This is a genomic window from Nocardia elegans NBRC 108235, from assembly GCF_001612845.1.
GTDB classification, from domain to species: Bacteria; Actinomycetota; Actinomycetes; order Mycobacteriales; family Mycobacteriaceae; genus Nocardia; species Nocardia nova.
The window spans coordinates 91,818-108,387 of sequence record NZ_BDBF01000018.1 but is presented as its reverse complement, the minus strand read 5'-3'; the positions used below and the strand labels follow the sequence as shown (position 1 = coordinate 108,387).

At 67.9% G+C, this 16,570-nt stretch carries 18 protein-coding genes; 10 read left to right on the top strand and 8 right to left on the bottom strand.

The genetic code is table 11. From position 1 onward, the window contains the following. The first annotated feature begins 65 nt into the window (after positions 1-65). A complete protein-coding gene (locus NE2_RS15225; protein WP_063026653.1) occupies positions 66-629 on the top strand; it encodes a hypothetical protein in 564 nt (187 codons plus the stop codon). A 2-nt stretch (positions 630-631) separates the two neighbouring features. Here NE2_RS15225 and NE2_RS15220 read toward each other — a convergent pair whose 3' ends face one another. The 4 genes from NE2_RS15220 to NE2_RS15205 are packed head-to-tail and all read right to left on the bottom strand — an operon-like array spanning position 632 to position 4,206. Beyond that, positions 632-1,624 carry a glycine betaine ABC transporter substrate-binding protein gene (locus NE2_RS15220; protein ID WP_063026651.1) on the bottom strand — a complete coding sequence of 331 codons (993 nt, stop codon included), beginning with the start codon at positions 1,622-1,624 and terminating at the stop codon, positions 632-634. Further along, on the bottom strand, positions 1,621-2,376 hold the full coding sequence (locus NE2_RS15215) for an ABC transporter permease (protein WP_063026649.1): 756 nt from the start codon (positions 2,374-2,376) through the stop codon (positions 1,621-1,623). Before NE2_RS15215 ends, NE2_RS15220 begins: the two co-directional genes overlap by 4 nt. Continuing rightward, positions 2,373-3,563: an ABC transporter ATP-binding protein gene (locus tag NE2_RS15210; RefSeq protein ID WP_063026647.1), complete on the bottom strand. Its 1,191-nt coding sequence runs from the start codon at positions 3,561-3,563 to the stop codon at positions 2,373-2,375. Before NE2_RS15210 ends, NE2_RS15215 begins: the two co-directional genes overlap by 4 nt. Beyond that, positions 3,556-4,206, bottom strand: a complete 651-nt coding sequence (locus tag NE2_RS15205) for an ABC transporter permease (protein WP_084494069.1) — start codon at positions 4,204-4,206, stop codon at positions 3,556-3,558. The genes NE2_RS15210 and NE2_RS15205 overlap by 8 nt, the downstream gene beginning before the upstream one ends. A 178-nt stretch (positions 4,207-4,384) precedes the next feature. On the opposite strand from NE2_RS15205, the gene NE2_RS15200 reads away from it, so the two are divergent. The 3 genes from NE2_RS15200 (at position 4,385) to NE2_RS15190 (ending at position 7,142) form a co-directional block, all read left to right on the top strand. Then, positions 4,385-4,993: a CHAP domain-containing protein gene (locus NE2_RS15200; protein ID WP_063026643.1), complete on the top strand. Its 609-nt coding sequence runs from the start codon at positions 4,385-4,387 to the stop codon at positions 4,991-4,993. 71 nt (positions 4,994-5,064) lie between these two features. Continuing rightward, positions 5,065-6,195, top strand: coding sequence for a hypothetical protein (locus NE2_RS15195; protein WP_063026778.1), 1,131 nt, complete (start codon positions 5,065-5,067; stop codon positions 6,193-6,195). 215 nt (positions 6,196-6,410) lie between these two features. Further along, the gene (locus NE2_RS15190; RefSeq protein ID WP_063026641.1) at positions 6,411-7,142 is read left to right on the top strand and encodes a DUF1906 domain-containing protein; all 732 of its coding nucleotides are present in this window, start codon (positions 6,411-6,413) and stop codon (positions 7,140-7,142) included. A gap of 29 nt (positions 7,143-7,171) precedes the next feature. Here the strand turns inward: NE2_RS15190 and NE2_RS15185 are convergent, their stop codons facing one another. Next, positions 7,172-7,486, bottom strand: coding sequence for a hypothetical protein (locus tag NE2_RS15185; RefSeq protein ID WP_030514857.1), 315 nt, complete (start codon positions 7,484-7,486; stop codon positions 7,172-7,174). Positions 7,487-7,686: 200 nt separating this feature from the next. Then, positions 7,687-8,565: an Rv1157c family protein gene (locus NE2_RS15180; protein WP_233429789.1), complete on the bottom strand. Its 879-nt coding sequence runs from the start codon at positions 8,563-8,565 to the stop codon at positions 7,687-7,689. A 316-nt stretch (positions 8,566-8,881) separates the two neighbouring features. Here NE2_RS15180 and NE2_RS15175 point away from each other — a divergent pair, with 316 nt between their 5' ends. Next, positions 8,882-10,216, top strand: coding sequence for a mannosyltransferase (locus NE2_RS15175; protein WP_084494054.1), 1,335 nt, complete (start codon positions 8,882-8,884; stop codon positions 10,214-10,216). Between the two features lie 6 nt (positions 10,217-10,222). Here NE2_RS15175 and NE2_RS15170 read toward each other — a convergent pair whose 3' ends face one another. Both NE2_RS15170 and NE2_RS36265 read right to left on the bottom strand, forming a co-directional pair. Further along, a complete protein-coding gene (locus NE2_RS15170; protein WP_030514860.1) occupies positions 10,223-10,516 on the bottom strand; it encodes a 4a-hydroxytetrahydrobiopterin dehydratase in 294 nt (97 codons plus the stop codon). A 29-nt stretch (positions 10,517-10,545) separates the two neighbouring features. Next, on the bottom strand, positions 10,546-10,722 hold the full coding sequence (locus tag NE2_RS36265; protein ID WP_086006963.1) for a hypothetical protein: 177 nt from the start codon (positions 10,720-10,722) through the stop codon (positions 10,546-10,548). Between the two features lie 161 nt (positions 10,723-10,883). Between NE2_RS36265 and typA the strand changes: the two genes are divergently transcribed. The 5 genes from typA (at position 10,884) to NE2_RS15150 (ending at position 16,327) form a co-directional block, all read left to right on the top strand. Continuing rightward, positions 10,884-12,785 (top strand): translational GTPase TypA, encoded by a 1,902-nt coding sequence (gene typA, locus NE2_RS15165; protein WP_062965992.1) that lies wholly within the window; start codon positions 10,884-10,886, stop codon positions 12,783-12,785. Between the two features lie 214 nt (positions 12,786-12,999). Beyond that, positions 13,000-14,781, top strand: a complete 1,782-nt coding sequence (locus NE2_RS15160; protein WP_228817285.1) for an ABC transporter family substrate-binding protein — start codon at positions 13,000-13,002, stop codon at positions 14,779-14,781. Continuing rightward, the gene (gene mshB / locus NE2_RS15155) at positions 14,778-15,707 is read left to right on the top strand and encodes an N-acetyl-1-D-myo-inositol-2-amino-2-deoxy-alpha-D-glucopyranoside deacetylase (protein ID WP_233429788.1); all 930 of its coding nucleotides are present in this window, start codon (positions 14,778-14,780) and stop codon (positions 15,705-15,707) included. The genes NE2_RS15160 and mshB overlap by 4 nt, the downstream gene beginning before the upstream one ends. Before the next feature lie 30 nt (positions 15,708-15,737). Then, the gene (locus NE2_RS36260; protein WP_167331885.1) at positions 15,738-15,896 is read left to right on the top strand and encodes a hypothetical protein; all 159 of its coding nucleotides are present in this window, start codon (positions 15,738-15,740) and stop codon (positions 15,894-15,896) included. Then, positions 15,893-16,327 (top strand): hypothetical protein, encoded by a 435-nt coding sequence (locus NE2_RS15150; RefSeq protein ID WP_228817287.1) that lies wholly within the window; start codon positions 15,893-15,895, stop codon positions 16,325-16,327. The genes NE2_RS36260 and NE2_RS15150 overlap by 4 nt, the downstream gene beginning before the upstream one ends. The last annotated feature ends 243 nt before the right edge of the window (positions 16,328-16,570 follow it).

Here is a 16,570-nt window from a genome sequence, read left to right as displayed (position 1 = left end):
ATGCTTCGGACCTCGTACCAGCGCGTTCGCGGGAGGGTCGATCGCCCTCCCCTCCAGGAGACCGCATGTCCGACCGGATCCCCACGCCCCCGTCCACACCCGCCGCGCCGCGAGCGCGCGATCGATCCCATACGCGGATATGCCTGACCGATGCCGCCCATACCGGCCCGATGGTGAGTCTGTTCCTGGTGCCCGAGCCGCGGGTGCGGGGCGCCTCCATGCTGCATCTGCTCGAACAGGTTCCGGTGCGTGATGTGCCGGCGCCGGATCCCGAGCTGACCGCCGCCCTGGAAGCGCCCAGCCTGCCCGGTGCGGCAATCCGGTTGCTGCCCTGCGCTTCTCGACGCTCCGATACCTCGGCGATGCGCCATATCTTCCATGATCACTACATCGCCGACGGGCCGATGGGCCTCGACGTGTGCGATTCGGAGGAGATGGCGCGACTGGCCGCACTGCCCGAACATGCGATCGGCCCGCGCCGCATCGACGATTTCGCCGACTACTCCGTGCGGCAGGCGATGCTGGCCGTCTTCCGCTATTTCGGTGTGGACCAACGGATTCCGCTGATGTACCACGGCTACGCCGACCCGGGCGGCCGCTGGCTGGCGGTGCGCACGGCGCTCGCCTGATCTCAGCCCGCGGTGACGAACCCCTGCCGGATCAGCCAATCGCGCGCGACGGTGGCCGGTTCGGCGCCGTCGACGTCGACCTTGCGGTTCAACTCGGTGATCGTCTCGTTGGTGAGCAGCGCGGAGATCGGCGCCATCACCTGCGCCACCTGGGGATGCGCGTCGGCGAACGATTTCCGCATCACCAGTGCCGCATTGTATTTGGGGAAGAAGTTCAGATCGTCGGCGAGCTGTACCAGATTCAGTGCTTTGGTGCGGCCGTCGGTCGCGGTGACGTCGCCGAATTGACAGGTGCCGTTCGCCGTGGCCGAGTACACGAGCGAATCCTGCATGATCTGCTTGTGCACCTTACCGAGGTCGATACCGTATTTGCGGGCCAGACCCGGAAATCCGTCCTGCCGGACGCTGAATTCGGTGCCGAGGCAGGTCGATCCGGTGCTCGGATCGGTATTCACCAGACGGGCATAGTCGGAAATCGTCTTCGCGCCGGTGCGGGCGGCACTGCCCGCATTGGTGACCATGGTGTAGGTGTTGTTCATCGGGGCCGGATCGGCCCACACCATGCCGTGTTGTGCGAGATCCGTATCGCGCACCGCCTCGAATTGCCGGGTGGAGTCCGGAATCGGCGTCTCGTTACCCAGGTAATTGATCCATCCGGTCCCGGTGTAGTCGTAGGCGACATCGACCTGTCCGTGCAATTGCGCATCGCGCAGGCTGTTGGATCCGGTGATATTGGTGAGGTCACGGACCTGAGCGCCAGCCGCTGTGAGCGCGAATTCGATGAGGTAGCCGAGGATGTTCTGTTCGGTGAAATCCTTGGAGCCCACGGTGATCCGCACACCGTCGAGGGCGGGAATCGGCTCGATACTGCCCGGCCCGACCGGCAGCGGCACGGCGCCACCGGCCTCGAGACCGCAGGCGGCGACCACGGCGACCAGCAGTGTCGCCGCCGCGGTGGCCGCGCTGCGTCCGAGGTGCCGTGCTCGCCGCTTCATCGCAGCCCCCGCGGTCCGAGGAACTGTTCGGCCAGCGCCCCCAGCCAGTCGACGAGCAGTGCGAGGGCCACCGCGAGGATCGCTCCCACCCACAGCGTCACGTTGTCGCGCAGCTTGTAGCCGGTGTCGATCAGAATGCCCAGACCGCCGGCGCTGACCAGGAAAGAGAGCGTGGCCGTGCCGACGGCCAGCACCAGCGAGGTGCGCAGCCCGGCCAGGATGTAGGGCACCGCGAGCGGGAATTCGATCCGGCGCAGCACCGTCGTCGCCGACATGCCCTGCCCTCGTCCGGCGTCGACGAGAGCGGGATCGACCTGCTGATATCCCAGAATCGTATTGCGCAGCACCGGAAGTAGCGCGTAGAAGGCGATCGGCGCGACACCCACCCAGAAGCCGGTCTTCTCGGTCCACAGATAGGTGAGCACGATCAGGCCGATCGCCGGCGCCGCCGCACCGATGTTGGCGATGCCGACGAACAGGGGAGTGAGGCGCCGGTAGCGTGGCCGAGTCAGCAAGGTGCCCAACGGAACCGACACCACGACGACGATCAGCACCACGGTCGCGGTGATCGCCACATGCTGGCGGACCACGGTGCCGATCGTGGTGGGATTGATACTGGCCTGCTGCGTCGCGGTGAGGGTGCGGTCGAAGGCCCACACCAGCACGCCGGCCGCCAGGGCCAAGGCCAGCACCGGCTGGGCGAACAACCGGATCCGGTCGGCGCGGCGCTCGTGTCGCTGAACGGGACTCATGGCCGGTCGCCCGAATTCGCCGCGGCCGCTTCGTGTTCGGCGCGGGTGCGCGACAGGTGTGCGACCAGGGTGTCGATCGCGACCAGGCCGGCGTATTCACCGCGCGGCCCGGTCACGACGGCATTGGCGGTACTTTCGGCGAGCAGCGTCTCGAGTGCCGCCTGCAGCGTCGAATCCGCCGTGACCGTGCCGGTGACCGGAACGCCGGCGTCGTGTAGCGAGCGTGCCTGCGCCAGTTGCGGTTCCGATACCCAGCGCAGCGGCCGGCGGTCGGAGTCGAGGATCAGCCCCCACTTCCACTCCTGCGCGGCCAGCGCCGCACGCAGCGTGTCGACCGGATCGTCCTGCGCGGCCGTGGCGCAGCTGCCCAGTTCCACATCGGCGACCCGGACCAGCGTGAGCTGTTTGAGTGCGGCGTCGGCGCCGACGAAACCGGCCACCGTCTCGTCGGCGGGGCCGGCGAGGATCGCGGCCGGGGTGTCGTACTGGAGGACGCGGGAATTGTTGCCGAGCACCGCTATTCGGTCCCCGAGCTTGACGGCCTCGTTGAAATCGTGGGTGACGAAGACGATCGTCTTGTGCAGTTCGGTCTGCAGCCGAAGCAACTCGTCCTGCAGCAGTCCGCGGGTGATGGGGTCGACCGCGCCGAACGGCTCGTCCATCAGCAGTACCGGCGGATCGGCCGCGAGCGCACGGGCGACACCGACTCGCTGCTGCTGGCCGCCGGACAGTTGGCGCGGATAGCGGCCGCGGAAGGTCTCGGGGTCGAGTCCCACGAGATTCAGCATCTCGTCGACGCGCGCCCGGACCCGGCCACGATCCCAGCCGAGCAGTCCTGGAACCGTGGCGATGTTGCGGGCCACCGTCATATGCGGAAACAGGCCGGCCTGCTGAATCGAATAGCCGATCCGACGCCGTAACCGGTCCGGGTTCACCGCGGTCACGTCCCGCCCGGCGATGGTGATGGTGCCGGAGGTCGGTTCGATCAGGCGGTTGATCATCCGCATCGTGGTCGTCTTACCGCAGCCCGAGGGGCCGACGAACACCACGATCTCACCCGCCGGAATCGTCAGCGAGATCCGGTCCACCGCCGGATCGCGTTGCCCCGGATAGTGTTTCGCCACCGCGTCGAGCACGATCTCCGCGGGTTCGTGGTCGGTACGGTCGGCGGTCGCGGTATCAGTCACGGATTCCCCTCGAGGTGGTGAGCCGGCCGATGCCCACGAGGACGGCATCGAGCAGCAGGGCCAGCACGATGATCAGCACCGTGCCGGACAGTGCCTGCGGGACGGCGGTCGGACTGCCCAGCCGGGCCAGGCCGGTGAAGATCAGATTGCCCAGACCCGGCCCCTTCGCATAGGCGGCCATCGCCAGAATGCCCATGCTCATCTGGGTGCTGATCCGCATTCCGGCCAGAATCGACGGCCACGCCAGCGGCATTTCGATCCAGGCGAGGATCCGGGCGCGGTTCATGCCGACCCCGCGCGCGGCGTCCGAGACCGCCGGATTCACCGATGCCAGCCCGATGATCGTGTTGCGCAGAATCGGCAGCAGCGCGTACAGCACCAGCGCGGTGACCGTCGGCCGCACGCCGAGGCCCAGCACGGGAATGAGCAGTCCCAGCAGCGCGAACGAGGGCACGGTGAGGACGATGCTCGCCGCCGCGGTGGCCGCCGCCGAACCCCACGGGCTGCGATAGACGACGACACCCAGGCACACCGCCACCGCGGTCGCGATCAGCACGGACTGCACGACGGCCGAAACATGCAGATAGGAATCGGTGAGCAGTTGTCTGCGATGGTCCACCAGAAAGGTCCACAGAGTATCCAGGGCGATGACCTCCCAGAGCTCGGCGGCGTCCGAGCAGTCTATCGATCCCGCGGCGCGGGCGCAGGAAACGAGCGAGACCGGCGTGTGTGTACCGGCGCCGGAAGCGGCGGAACCCTGACGGTCTCTCGTACGTCCTATACCTCAGGAGGCCGATTTCCGGTCGGGGACGGAGGGATTCATGAGTGCCACAGGTGCTCGAAGGCTCGGGCGTACTCGCTGGGTGTTGCCGGCGGCGCTGGTGGTGATCGGCGTGCTGGCAGTGGGAGTCGTGGTGGCTCTGCCCTGGTGGCACGATCGCACCGCCGCCATCGCCGGGCAGCGGCTCGACGATTTCCCGGATATCGATGTGAGCGCGCTGGATTCGGATCGCGGTCGCATCGTCGCGGTCCTGCGCACGGAATACGCACACCCCGGCGACGGACCCGAATACGCACAGGGCGCGGATGAGCCGTGGTGTGCAGATTTCGTCAGCTGGACCATGCGTCAGGCCGGCCGGCCGCTGTCCAATCCGAATTCCGGATCGTGGCGGATTCCCGGTGTGGCGACGCTGCAGCAGTATTTCGAAGCGAACGGCCGATTCTCGGCGCTGGGTTCCGGATATTCGCCACGCCCGGGCGATGTGGTGATCTACGCGCCCGGCAGTCCGTTCGGGCAGCACACGAATATCGTGCTGGCCGCCGGTGACCACACCCTGACCACGATCGGCGGTAACGAGCGCGGTTCGGTGCGCATTCACCGTTACGACCCGGCGGTGGTTGGCGGTATCGTCGGGTTCGGCCAGATGTGAAACGTTTTCGTCCACCGTTGGGCGATCGACGGGGATCTGCGTGCAGGTGATCGGTGGAGGAGTGGGAGCAGATGGCAGAGCCCGGCGCGCACGACGAGCCCGAATGGATGGACTACTCCGACTTCGGTGAGCGTTTCGTGGCGCACGCGGTCAACCGGGATCGGATCGAGGCCGCGGTGTCCGGGATGGCCGGACGGGGGATGAGTATCGGGCCGTTCTCGATCGGTCCGGCGGGGCTGGCCGGGCTGGTGGCGGAGGGCAAGGTCGGCAAGCCGGTGATCGCCCGCAGCGAACCGCATGTCACCTTCGAGGTCCGCGTGCCGGTGTCGATGCACCTCACGGTGACTCTCGGTGGGCAGCAGTTCCGGATCGAGGCCACCGTCGAGATCGACCTCACCCTGCACGCGCGAACCGCCGATCCGCTGCTGATCGTCATCGACATTCCGCGGGTGCGCTCGCGCGACGTGAGTTTCGCTGTCCGCGCGGAGGCGGTCGGGGCCGCCGTCGACGTACTGCTCGACCCGATCGCCACTCTGGTTCAGCGTGAGGTCGCGAGCCGGCTCAACGCCATGCTCGCCGATCCCGCGGCCCGTCGTGGCCGGGTGTTCGACATCGAGGCGATCATGAACGGCACGCGTTCGGAGCATGTGCTGCGCACGGACTTCGAATGGATCGACTACGCCGAGTTCGGCCGGCGTTTCTTCCCGCTCATCGTCACCCCGGATCGGGTCCGCGACGTGGTGGAAGGTCTGGCCGGTCGCGCGGTCGAAGTGGGGCCGCTGCGTACCGGGCCCGGTGAGGCGGCGACGGTCGAGGTGCAGGGTGCCGTGCGGATGCCGCGGCTGGCCCGGCGGGACGGCGACCATCCGGTGTCGTTCGATCTGACCATTCCGGTCGGGCTCGACATCACCGTCGACGTGCTCAAGGCGAATCGCTATCGCGCCGAGGTGGAGGTCGGGTTGCTCCTGGTGGCGCGGGCGGGTGAACCGCTGCTCATCGTGATCGATGTGACCCCGCCGCGCAGCGCCGATGTCGCCGTCGAACTGCAGGCCGAGGGATGGCGCGCGAAGGTGCTGGGGTCGGTCGGCAAGATCCGCCGCCAGATCGCCGCGCAGGTCGCCCAGGTCATCCGTGCGGAACTGGCCGATCCTCGGGGCCGCACCATCGACGTCGCCGGCCGGATCGATGCGGCCACCTCCTGACACCTGTTACTTGTGGTGTTGATGTGACCGGATTGGCCTAGCGGTTCATATGTGCATGTGGTGAAATGAGTCCACGTTCGAGGCTTCCGGCGCGTGGATGACAGCAGTGTTGTCGTCGGGGAAGGCGCGCCGGACACGCTTGCATTTCCACCGGTCCGCGGGGTGGCCGGCATCAGGTGAGATCTCTATATCGCTGCAGCGCGAAGGAGTTTTCGATGCGTTCCGTTCCGATGACCCGCCGCACCCTGTTCGGATATGCCGGTGCCGCCGCGACCGCAGCCGGTCTGGCCGCGCTCGCACCCGCCGTCCTCGCACCGACCGCCTCCGCCGGCAACGTCCTCGGCACCCTGCTCGACTATGCCGGCGGCGTGCCCGACGCGGCGGCGATCCGCGCCGCGGGACATGCCGGCGCGATTCGCTATGTCTCCGACCGGCGTCCGGGCGCGGAATGGATGGTGGGTAAGCCGTTGCGCGCGAGCGAGGTCGACGCGCTGCACGCGGCCGGGCTCACCGTGGTGTCGTGCTACCAGTTCGGCAAGGGTGCCACCGCGGATTGGAAGGGCGGGCTCGAGGCCGGCAAGCGTCACGCCGACCGGGGTCTGCAGCTGCACCGCGAGGCCGGCGGCCCGGACGGGGTGCCGATCTACGCCTCCATCGACGACAATCCGACGCCGGTCGATTTCGCCACCCTCATCGCGCCGTACCTCGAGGGCTGGAAATCGGTGCTCGGTAACGAGAATGTCGGCGTCTACGCCAATGCGCCGACCATCGAACTGGCCAAGGTCGCCGGCCTGGGTTCCTGGTACTGGCAACACAATTGGGGGACGCCGAAGGGGTTCGTGCACCCGGCGGCGAATCTGCACCAGGTCGAGATCGACGATCGCACGGTCGACGGCGTGGGAGTGGATGTGAACAACATCCTCACCGCGCAGTACGGGCAGTGGTGATCACCAGCGCGTGGTGAATCGGCAGCTACCTACGTTTGGCAGTGACAGGTGGGGTCGGCGAGCAGATCGGGTTCGTCCGGGACGACCGTCAGTGTCGGGCGCGCCTCGGGTGCGTCGCGCACGCCCATCCAGGACAGCAGCGACCATCGCGACAGGCCCGAGAACGCCGAGCCGAGGCTGAAGAACGAGCCCACCGAACCGACCGACAGCACCGATCCGACGCTGCCGATCGACAAAACGGAGTAGGCCGAGCCGATCGAGAGGATCGACCGTTCGGATCGGAACGACAGGATCGAGCGATGCGATCGGGTGGACAACACCGATCGGTAGGAGCGTCGCGACATCACCGAATGCCCGGCTTTCCCACGTCGGCCGCGGCGGACGGCGCCGGTGTCCGACGTGGCGGGTGCAGACCGTTCGAGCTGATCGGCAGTCGACATACCTAGCGGTCTACCACAGTCGGGGACATCCCACGGCGCATTGACAGCAAACGGCCCGGAGTGTCGCCTTCGCGACATCTCTCCGGGCCGTCGGGAGCTCGAGATCAGTTCTGCGGGCGTACCGCTGCGGGCTGCTGCACCGCGTGCGCGGCGGGCACCGTGCCGGCCGGGTTCACCGGAGCCGCGGCCTGGGCGGGGCCCGACGCCACCGTGAACAGACCCAGCGTGGGCAGGAACGAGCAGGTGATCGGTGCCTGATCGGCGGCCGGCTGGGTGGTCAGGGAACCCGCGATCACCGAGACGACGCGACCCGGGCCGGTGTCGACGATGGCCGACAGGGTGGCCGGACCGTCGGGGTTGATGTGCGCCTCGTCGGTCAGCGCCACGGTGCCGCCGCGGTGGTTGTCCAGGTTGTACCACTGGACGGTCATCGGCGGATTCTGCTGCGGCGTCAGACCTTTGGTGCCCAGCGCGGTGAACACGAAGCCGGCCTGACCGGCGGCCGGTCCGGGCGGGGGCAGTTCGGCCGGACCCGGAACCGCGAGCGCGGTGCCGACCGAGTCGGAGCCGGGGCTGATGCAGTCCTTGCCGATGGTCGGGTACAGGAACTGCGCGATGGCCGGACCGTTCTTCGGGATTTCGGGACCGCCGCCACCGCTGCCGTTGAGGAAGGCGACGATGGCCTGCAACGTCTGCTTGACCTGCGGCGGCAGATTGGACTGCTCGAGCAGCTGGATCGCCTGATCGAGAATGGTCTGAGCGCCCGGCGAGGCGATGTTGCCCGCCTGGGCGGCAGCGCCGACGATGGCCGGAGCCAGCGATGCGATCGCGTCGACCGGAACGCCCTCCGGGACCAGCGGAACATCAACGGCCTGGGCCTTCGGTGCCGGTTCGGCAACCGCGATCGTCGACGCGGCGAGTGTCGCGCCGGCTGTCAGGGCCAGCACGGACAATGCGAACCGCGTTCCTCTGGTGCGAAGCACTGGTGTTGCCGTCCTTAAACCTCGGGGTTACCTCGTCATGTGATGCGAGAACATCGTGCGATGCGGGCATCGCTTCGCGACACTCTAAAGACAGTGCCGCCGTGTTGTACAGCCATGGGTGTGATCTTGCCTGCACCGCTCGGCAATTCCGATCACCCCGCCCGGCGCGTTATCAGAACATAACCTGTGTTTTCGGCCTCCGCTTCGCTTCGGCGGAGTCTCGGCCCTTCGGGCCTGATTTTTTCCTCCTCCGCTCGGTCGCTGCGCTCCCTCGCTCCGTCGCTCCGGAATCGAGGCGGGCCGAGACCTACCGAGGGTGTACCTATCGGCGACGTATGCCCGGGGCTACGCACGCCGGGAAGCGAGGGCAGAATTACAGCCCGTGACCCGACACCTCCGTTTGGCCGACATCCGCGTGGCCGGGGCTGTTCTGGCCGTATCGGTCGTGGCCCGTCTGGTGCTGATGTTCGTGCTTCCACACGGGCTCGACGTGGTCGACCTGCGCGTATACGTCGAGGGCGCGGCCAATTTGGGCAGTGGGCATCTCTACGACTTCGTCTATGCCGACAAGACTCCGAATTTCCCGCTTCCGTTCACCTATCCGCCGTTCGCGGCGGTGGTGTTCTATCCGCTGCATTTCCTGCCGTTCGGGCTGGTGACGCTGCTGTGGTTCGGGTTGATCGTGGTGGCGCTGTACGCGTCGGTGCGGATCGCTTTCGCACTCTTGCCGGGTTCGGCGGCGGAGTCGAATCGGCGTGCGGCGGCGATGCTGTGGACCGCGCTGGGGCTGTGGCTGGAGCCGACGCGGACGACGCTGGACTACGGACAGGTGAATGTGTTCCTGCTGCTGGCCGGGCTGGCGGCGGCGTACTCCGCCCGCTGGTGGCTGTCGGGGCTGCTGGTAGGTGTGGCCGCGGGAGTCAAGCTGACGCCGGGGATCACCGGTTTGTATTTCCTGGCGCAGCGGCGGTGGGCGGCCGCGGTGTGGTCGGCGGTGGTGTTCGCGGCGACGATCGGAGTGAGCTATCTGCTCTCGCCCTCGGAGACCCGGACCTATTTCGGGCCGCTGATCGGTGACGCCAACCGCATCGGCCCGGTCGGTTCGGTGGTCAACCAGTCGCTGCGCGGGGCGCTGAGCCGCATTCTCGGCCACGACGCGGGAGCGCCCTGGTATGTGGCGGGGCATCGCATCCCGTTCGGGCCGTGGTGGCTGGGTGCGGTGCTGCTGACCGTGGCGCTGGCCTGGTTCGCTTGGCGCGCGGTCGATTTCGGCGATCGGCTCGGAGTGCTGCTGGTGGTGCAGCTGTTCGGCTTGATGGTGTCGCCGATCTCCTGGTCGCACCACTGGGTGTGGTTGCTGCCGCTGATGATGTGGCTGGTGCACGGTCCGCTGCGTTCGATCGCGGGGGCGCGGGTGGTGGCCGGATTCTGGCTGGTGACCACGCTGGTCGGCATCCCGTGGATCCTGACCTTCTTCCAGCCGACGATCTGGGAGATCTCCCGCCCGGCGGTTTTGGCCTGGTTGGGGGCGATCTACGTTTTCGGCGTGGTCGCGACCTATCTGTGGATCATCTGGGCGGGCGCGCAGCGCGGGCGGCCGGGCACGCCGGTGTCGGTGCCCGCGGTCGCGGCGGGTTCGGTGGCGGGTTAGGCCGGTTCAGCTCTGATCGGCGAGGCGGTCGATCTGGCCGGCCAGCGCGAGATCCTTGCGGGTGATGCCGCCCTCGGAGTGGGTGGAGAGGGTGAAGGTGACCCGCCGCCACCGGATATCGATATCGGGATGGTGGTTGACCTTCTCGGCGGATTCGGCCACTCGACGCACCAGTTCGATGCCGGCCATGAAGGACGGGGCCTCGACGGTTCGGGAGATACTGCTGCCGGTGTGGGTCCAGGCGGGTAGTTCGCGCAACCCAGTGGCGATCTCGCTGTCGGAGAGCAATGGGGTACTCATACTTTCGGTTCTACCCCAGCGGTCGCGGCTCAGGCCGCACGCGCGAGTTTGAGAGCCTTTTTGAGATCTTTGCCCTTGACCCCGGCGGCCTGGCACTTCTTCATCTTCGAGACCACGACAGGGCATTTCAGACAGCGCTTCTTCTTGCGGCAGCACTTCTTCTTCGGTGTGAGGTGTGCGACCTCCTTGGCCTTCACCTTGCCCATGCGGCCCAGGGTAACCAACCATGATGCCGGAAACGGTGGCCGACCGGGTTTCGGTACTGTGTAGCTGGCCGCATGTCCGGTGAGATCAGTCCACCTGCCTTGTTCGGACCCGCTACGGCGCGGGTCGGCCGCAACCCATTCATTCAGCAGGAGGATTCAACGTGTCGTCTGTCGAGTTCCGCAATGTCGCCATTGTGGCTCATGTCGACCACGGCAAGACGACGCTGGTCGATGCCATGTTGCGGCAGTCCGGTGCCTTCGCCGAGCGTGCCGAGCCGGTCGACCGGGTGATGGACTCCGGTGATTTGGAGCGCGAGAAGGGCATCACCATTCTCGCCAAGAACACCGCGGTGCATCGTCATCACGGCGACGGCAGCGTCACTGTGATCAACGTCATCGACACCCCCGGTCACGCCGATTTCGGCGGCGAGGTCGAGCGCGGTCTGTCCATGGTCGACGGTGTCGTGCTGCTGGTCGACGCCTCGGAGGGGCCGCTGCCGCAGACCCGGTTCGTGCTGCGCAAGGCACTGGCCGCCTCGCTGCCGGTGATCCTGGTCGTGAACAAGACCGACCGCCCCGACGCCCGGATCGAGGAGGTCGTCGAAGAGAGCCACGACCTGCTGCTGGATCTGGCCTCCGACCTCGACGACGAAGCGTCCGAGGCGGCCGAGCTGGCGCTGGATCTGCCGGTGCTCTACGCCTCCGGCCGCGAGGGCAAGGCCTCCACCCAGCGCCCCGAGAACGGCAGCGCGCCGGATGCGGAGAACCTCGACGAACTGTTCGAGGTGCTGCTGAAGTACGTGCCCGCGCCCAAGGGCGACCCGTCGGCCCCGCTGCAGGCGCACGTCACCAACCTGGACGCATCGCCGTTCCTCGGCCGGATCGGCCTGGTCCGCATCCACAACGGCACCCTGCGCAAGGGCCAGAACGTCGCGTGGATGCACGGTGACGGCGTCAAGACCGTGAAGATCACCGAGCTGCTGCAGACCATCGGCGTCGAGCGCAAGCCGGGTGAGGAGGCCGTGGCCGGCGATATCGTCGCCGTCGCCGGCATTCCGGAGATCATGATCGGTGACACTCTCGCCGATGTGGACAACCCGGTGGCGCTGCCGCGGATCACCGTCGACGAGCCGGCCATCTCGGTGACCATCGGCACCAACACCTCGCCGCTGGTCGGCCGGGTGCAGGGCCACAAGCTGACCGCCCGCATGGTGAAGTCGCGCCTGGATCAGGAGCTGGTCGGCAACGTGTCGCTGCGCGTGCTCGATATCGGCCGCCCGGATGCCTGGGAGGTGCAGGGCCGTGGTGAGCTGGCGCTGGCGATCCTGGTCGAGCAGATGCGCCGCGAGGGTTTCGAGCTGACCGTAGGCAAGCCGCAGGTGGTCACCAAGCAGGTCGACGGCAAGGTGCACGAGCCGTTCGAAGAGCTGACCATCGATTGCCCGGACGAGTACCTGGGCGCGGTCACGCAGCTGCTGGCCGCCCGCAAGGGCAAGATGGTCCAGATGAGCAACCACTCCGCCGGGTGGGTGCGCATGGAGTTCATCGTCCCCTCGCGCGGTCTGATCGGTTTCCGCACCGACTTCCTCACCGAGACGCGCGGCACCGGTATCGCCAACGCGGTCTTCGACGGCTACGCGCCGTGGGCCGGCGAGATCCGCGCCCGCCACACCGGCTCGCTGGTTTCCGACCGTGCGGGCACGGTAACCCCGTTCGCCATGATTCAGCTCGCCGACCGGGGCCAGTTCTTCGTGGAGCCGGGCGCCGACACCTACGAGGGCCACGTGGTGGGTATCAACCCGCGCGCCGAGGACCTCGACATCAACGTCACCCGCGAGAAGAAGCTGACCAATATGCGCTCGGCCACCGGTGACGTGCTCGAGACCCTGGCCAAGCCGCTGCAGCTGGACCTCGAGGGCGCCATGGAGTTCTGTGCCGCCGACGAGTGCGTCGAGGTGACCCCCGAGATCGTGCGCGTGCGCAAGGTGATCCTGGGCGCCACCGAACGCGGCCGTGAGGCGTCGCGCCGCAAGGCCCGCGACCGCGCCGCCCAGAACGCGTAGGGCACACACCGCTGAAGCACAGAGGCTCACGTCCAGAAGACGTGAGCCTCTGTGGTTGCGGGTATCAGCGCTTCCGAGATGCGTACCTCTGCGATCACCGACCAACCAACCAGGCATACCTCTACGAGCCGTTCACCATGGCGGGCCGAAACCCCGCCGAAGCGAAGCGAAGGCCAAAAACACTAGAGTACAAGCCGTGATGTCGGGAGTTCGTATGCGTGCAGGGCGGCGCGTGGTACTGGTGCTGATGCTGGCGCTCGGAGTGCTCACCGCGTGCACCGCCAATCCGCCGCCGCCGATCGAGAGCACCGACAGCCCCAAGACGACTCCGGCGACGCCGACGAAGTCCACGGTGGTGGTGGCGGTGGACGATATCGGGATCGGATTCAACCCGCATCTGCGGTCGAACCAGTCGCCGGCGACGAATGCCGTTGCGTCGATGGTGTTTCCGAGCCCGTTTCGTCCGGTGCCGTCGCCGACCGTGCCCGGGGGAACGGACTGGGTGCCGGATGCGGCGTTGATGGTGTCGGCGGATGTGACGCCGTCGGATCCGGCGCAGCCGGATCAGTTCACGCTGACCTACAAGATTCAGAATCAGGCGTCGTGGTCGGACGGGGCGCCGATCGCGGCCGAGGATTTCCGCTATCTGTGGCAGCAGATGATCAGCCAGCCCGGGGTGGTGGATCCGGCGGGCTACCGGTTGATCAACGATGTGAAGTCCTCGGAGGGCGGCAAGACGGTGACGGTGACGATGAGTCAGCCGTATCCGGCTTGGCGGCAACTGTTTTCGGATCTTCTGCCCTCGCATCTGCTCAAGGACGCACCCGGTGGTTTCCAGCGGGCGCTGGCCGTGGAGCGTGGGCTGATCGATCAGAATCCGATCTCCGGCGGGCAGTTCCGGGTGAAGCAGGCCGACGCGGGCCGCGAGGAGATTCTGCTCGAACGCAACGACCGCTATTGGGGTACTCCGGCGGTGCCGGATCAGATTCTGTTGCGGCGCGGCGGAACTCCGGCGCAGCTGGCCGAATCGCTGCGCGCGGGGGACGCTCAGATGGCGCTGGTGCACGGCGGTGTCGCGACGCAGGCGCAGCTGGCCGCGATTCCGCAGGTGCGGACCGCGATCATGCCCCAGGCGCGGGAGATGCAGATGGTGCTCAACGGGCGCTCCGGGGATCTGGCCGATCCGCGGGTGCGCCATGCGGTGCTGGGTCTGCTCGATCCGGCGTTGCTGGCCTCGGTGGGCGCCGAGACCGGCGCGTGGGTGGATCCGGTGCGGGCGCAGATTCTGGCGTCCTCGGATCCGGGATACGCGCCGACGGCCCCGCCGCGGCCGTCTCCCGACCAGGCGTTCGGGCTGCTGGCCGACGCCGGATTCGGCCGTGCGCCCGAGTCTCCCGCGTCGGGTAATCCGACCACCTCGCCGGCGCCGCAGCCGCGTCCGGTCGCCAAGAACGGCCGGACCCTGACGATTCGCATCGGCGCGGTGGACAAGGATCAGACCACGCTGGCCGTCGCGAACACCGCCGCCGACCAGCTGCGCAGCGCCGGAATCGATGCGTCGGTGCGCAGCCTGCCGGCCGACGAGCTCTACGGCAAGGATCTCGCGGACGGAACCGTGGACGCGGTGGTCGGCTGGGAGCGGGCCGGTGAGGATCCGGCGACGATCCTGTCCTCGCGGTACGGCTGTCCGCCGGTGGCCGCGCCCGGTCAGGAGGACACCTCGCAGTTCGATGCCATCCGCAAGGCGCCGAGCAATGTGTCGGGGATCTGTGATCCCTCGCTGCAACCGCAGATCGACGCGGCGCTGCGCGGGGTGGATGTGCCCAAGGCGATCGGTGATGCGGAGCCGAAGCTGTGGGATCTGGCGACCGTGCTGCCGATCGTGCAGGACACCGGTGTCGCCGCGGCGAGTTCGCGGATGGACGGGGTTTCGCTGAGCGGTTCGATCCAGGTCGGGATCTTCGGCGGCGCTAGTACCTGGCGGCGGCTGTCGTGACCGCAACCGGCGGACTGGTTCTGGTACACGCCCACCCCGACGACGAGTCGATCGCCACCGGCGGCACCATCGCGCACTACGCCGCCCGCGGCGTTCCGGTGACCGTGGTGACCTGCACGCTCGGCGAGGAGGGCGAGGTCATCGGGGAGCGTTGGCAACAGCTCACCAGCGCCCACGCCGATCAGCTGGGCGGCTTCCGCATCCACGAGCTGACCGCGGCGCTGGCCGCACTCGGTGTCGAGGCGCCGCATTTTCTCGGCGGGGCGGGGCGCTGGCGGGATTCCGGTATGACCGGTACGACCGCCGACCCCAAGCCCCTGGTGCCGACGCACCCGCGTGCCTTCGTCGATTCCGGGCCGGCCGCGGTGGCGGAGTTGAGCGAGGCGCTGCTGCGGCTGCGCCCGCGCGTGGTGGTCGGCTACGACCCGCGCGGCGGCTACGGCCATCCGGACCATATGCGTGCCCATCGGGTCACCATGGACGCGGTGGCGGTGGCGGCCGAAAAGGGTTGGGACACACCGAAGGTGTACTGGACGGTGACCGACGCCGACGTGCTGCGCCGGCATACCGAGGCCTTGGCCCGCCGCACGGTCGATCGTCTGCCCGGGGCCCTGCCGAGCGGATGGCGGTTGCCGGCGGTGGGCGAGCTGGCCTGTGTGTCGAGTGAGACCGTGACCACCACGATCGATGTCTCGGATGTGCTGGCGGCCAAGCGCGCCGCCCTGCGTGCGCACGCCACTCAGGTGACGGTCGCGCCCTCGGGCCGCGAATTCGCGCTGTCGAACAGTATCGCCCAGCCGGTGTTGCCGGAGGAGCACTACGTGCTGGTGCGTGGTCGTCTCGGGCCGGTGGGCCCGGACGGACACGAGGACGATCTGTTCGCCGGGCTGGATCGACCGTGGGAGCCGGCACCGGGACTGGCCTGATCGTGGGTGCTTCGGCTTAGACTGCTGGGCATGTACAACTGGAGCCTGCAGGACGCCATCGTCGCGTTCGTCGAGAGCCAGAAGCCGAACTGGCAGGCGCAGCACGATCTGTACCTGTCGGTGCTCTACGGATTCGTCGATATGCAGAGTCATCTGTTGACCCTGCTCGGCTTCCCGCCGGTACCGTGACGGCCGCGACGACCAGCCGGACCGCGTATGTGCCCGGCGGGTCGAAGTATGCCTGGCCGGTGCTCGGCGGCGTGCTGGCGGCGGTGCTGGTGTTCGACGGGCTGCTCTCGGTCGTGCTCGAGGTGCTCTATCTGCCGCTCTACATCGGTGCCACGCCGTTCCCGATCGCGGCCCTGGTCGCCGCGGCGGTGAACGTGCTGCTGGTGCGGGGAATGGGTGTGGTCGTGTCGCGCCCGGCCGCGATGGGGCTGCCGGTGATCGCGTGGCTGTTCGGATTCCTGATCTGCTCCACCACCGGGCCCGGCGGCGATGTGCTGCTGACCGATTCGTGGACCTCTCCGCTGCTGCTGGCGTGCGGCATCGTGCCGGTGGGCTTCTATCTGTTCCGCCGCGCGTTCCTGCGTCCGAAGGCCACGCCCGCCACGCTCTGAACGGTGCCGGTCGCGGGAAAGGCATTGCCGGAAAGAGATATCGGCGAACCGCTGTAGCGGGCCGTAGGGTCGGTTAGTCTCTCAGGCGTTATCTGTGGTTCTGCCGCCCGGCGGGCGGTGTGGTTAGGAAGTGGGGGCCGGTTGCTCAGCTGGCCGGTTGGCTCGGGTGCGCCGAGATCCGAATGCGCGCGGACATCGCCCGACAACAGGAAGATCACCCGTGGTTGAGTGGTCGAAGCTTCC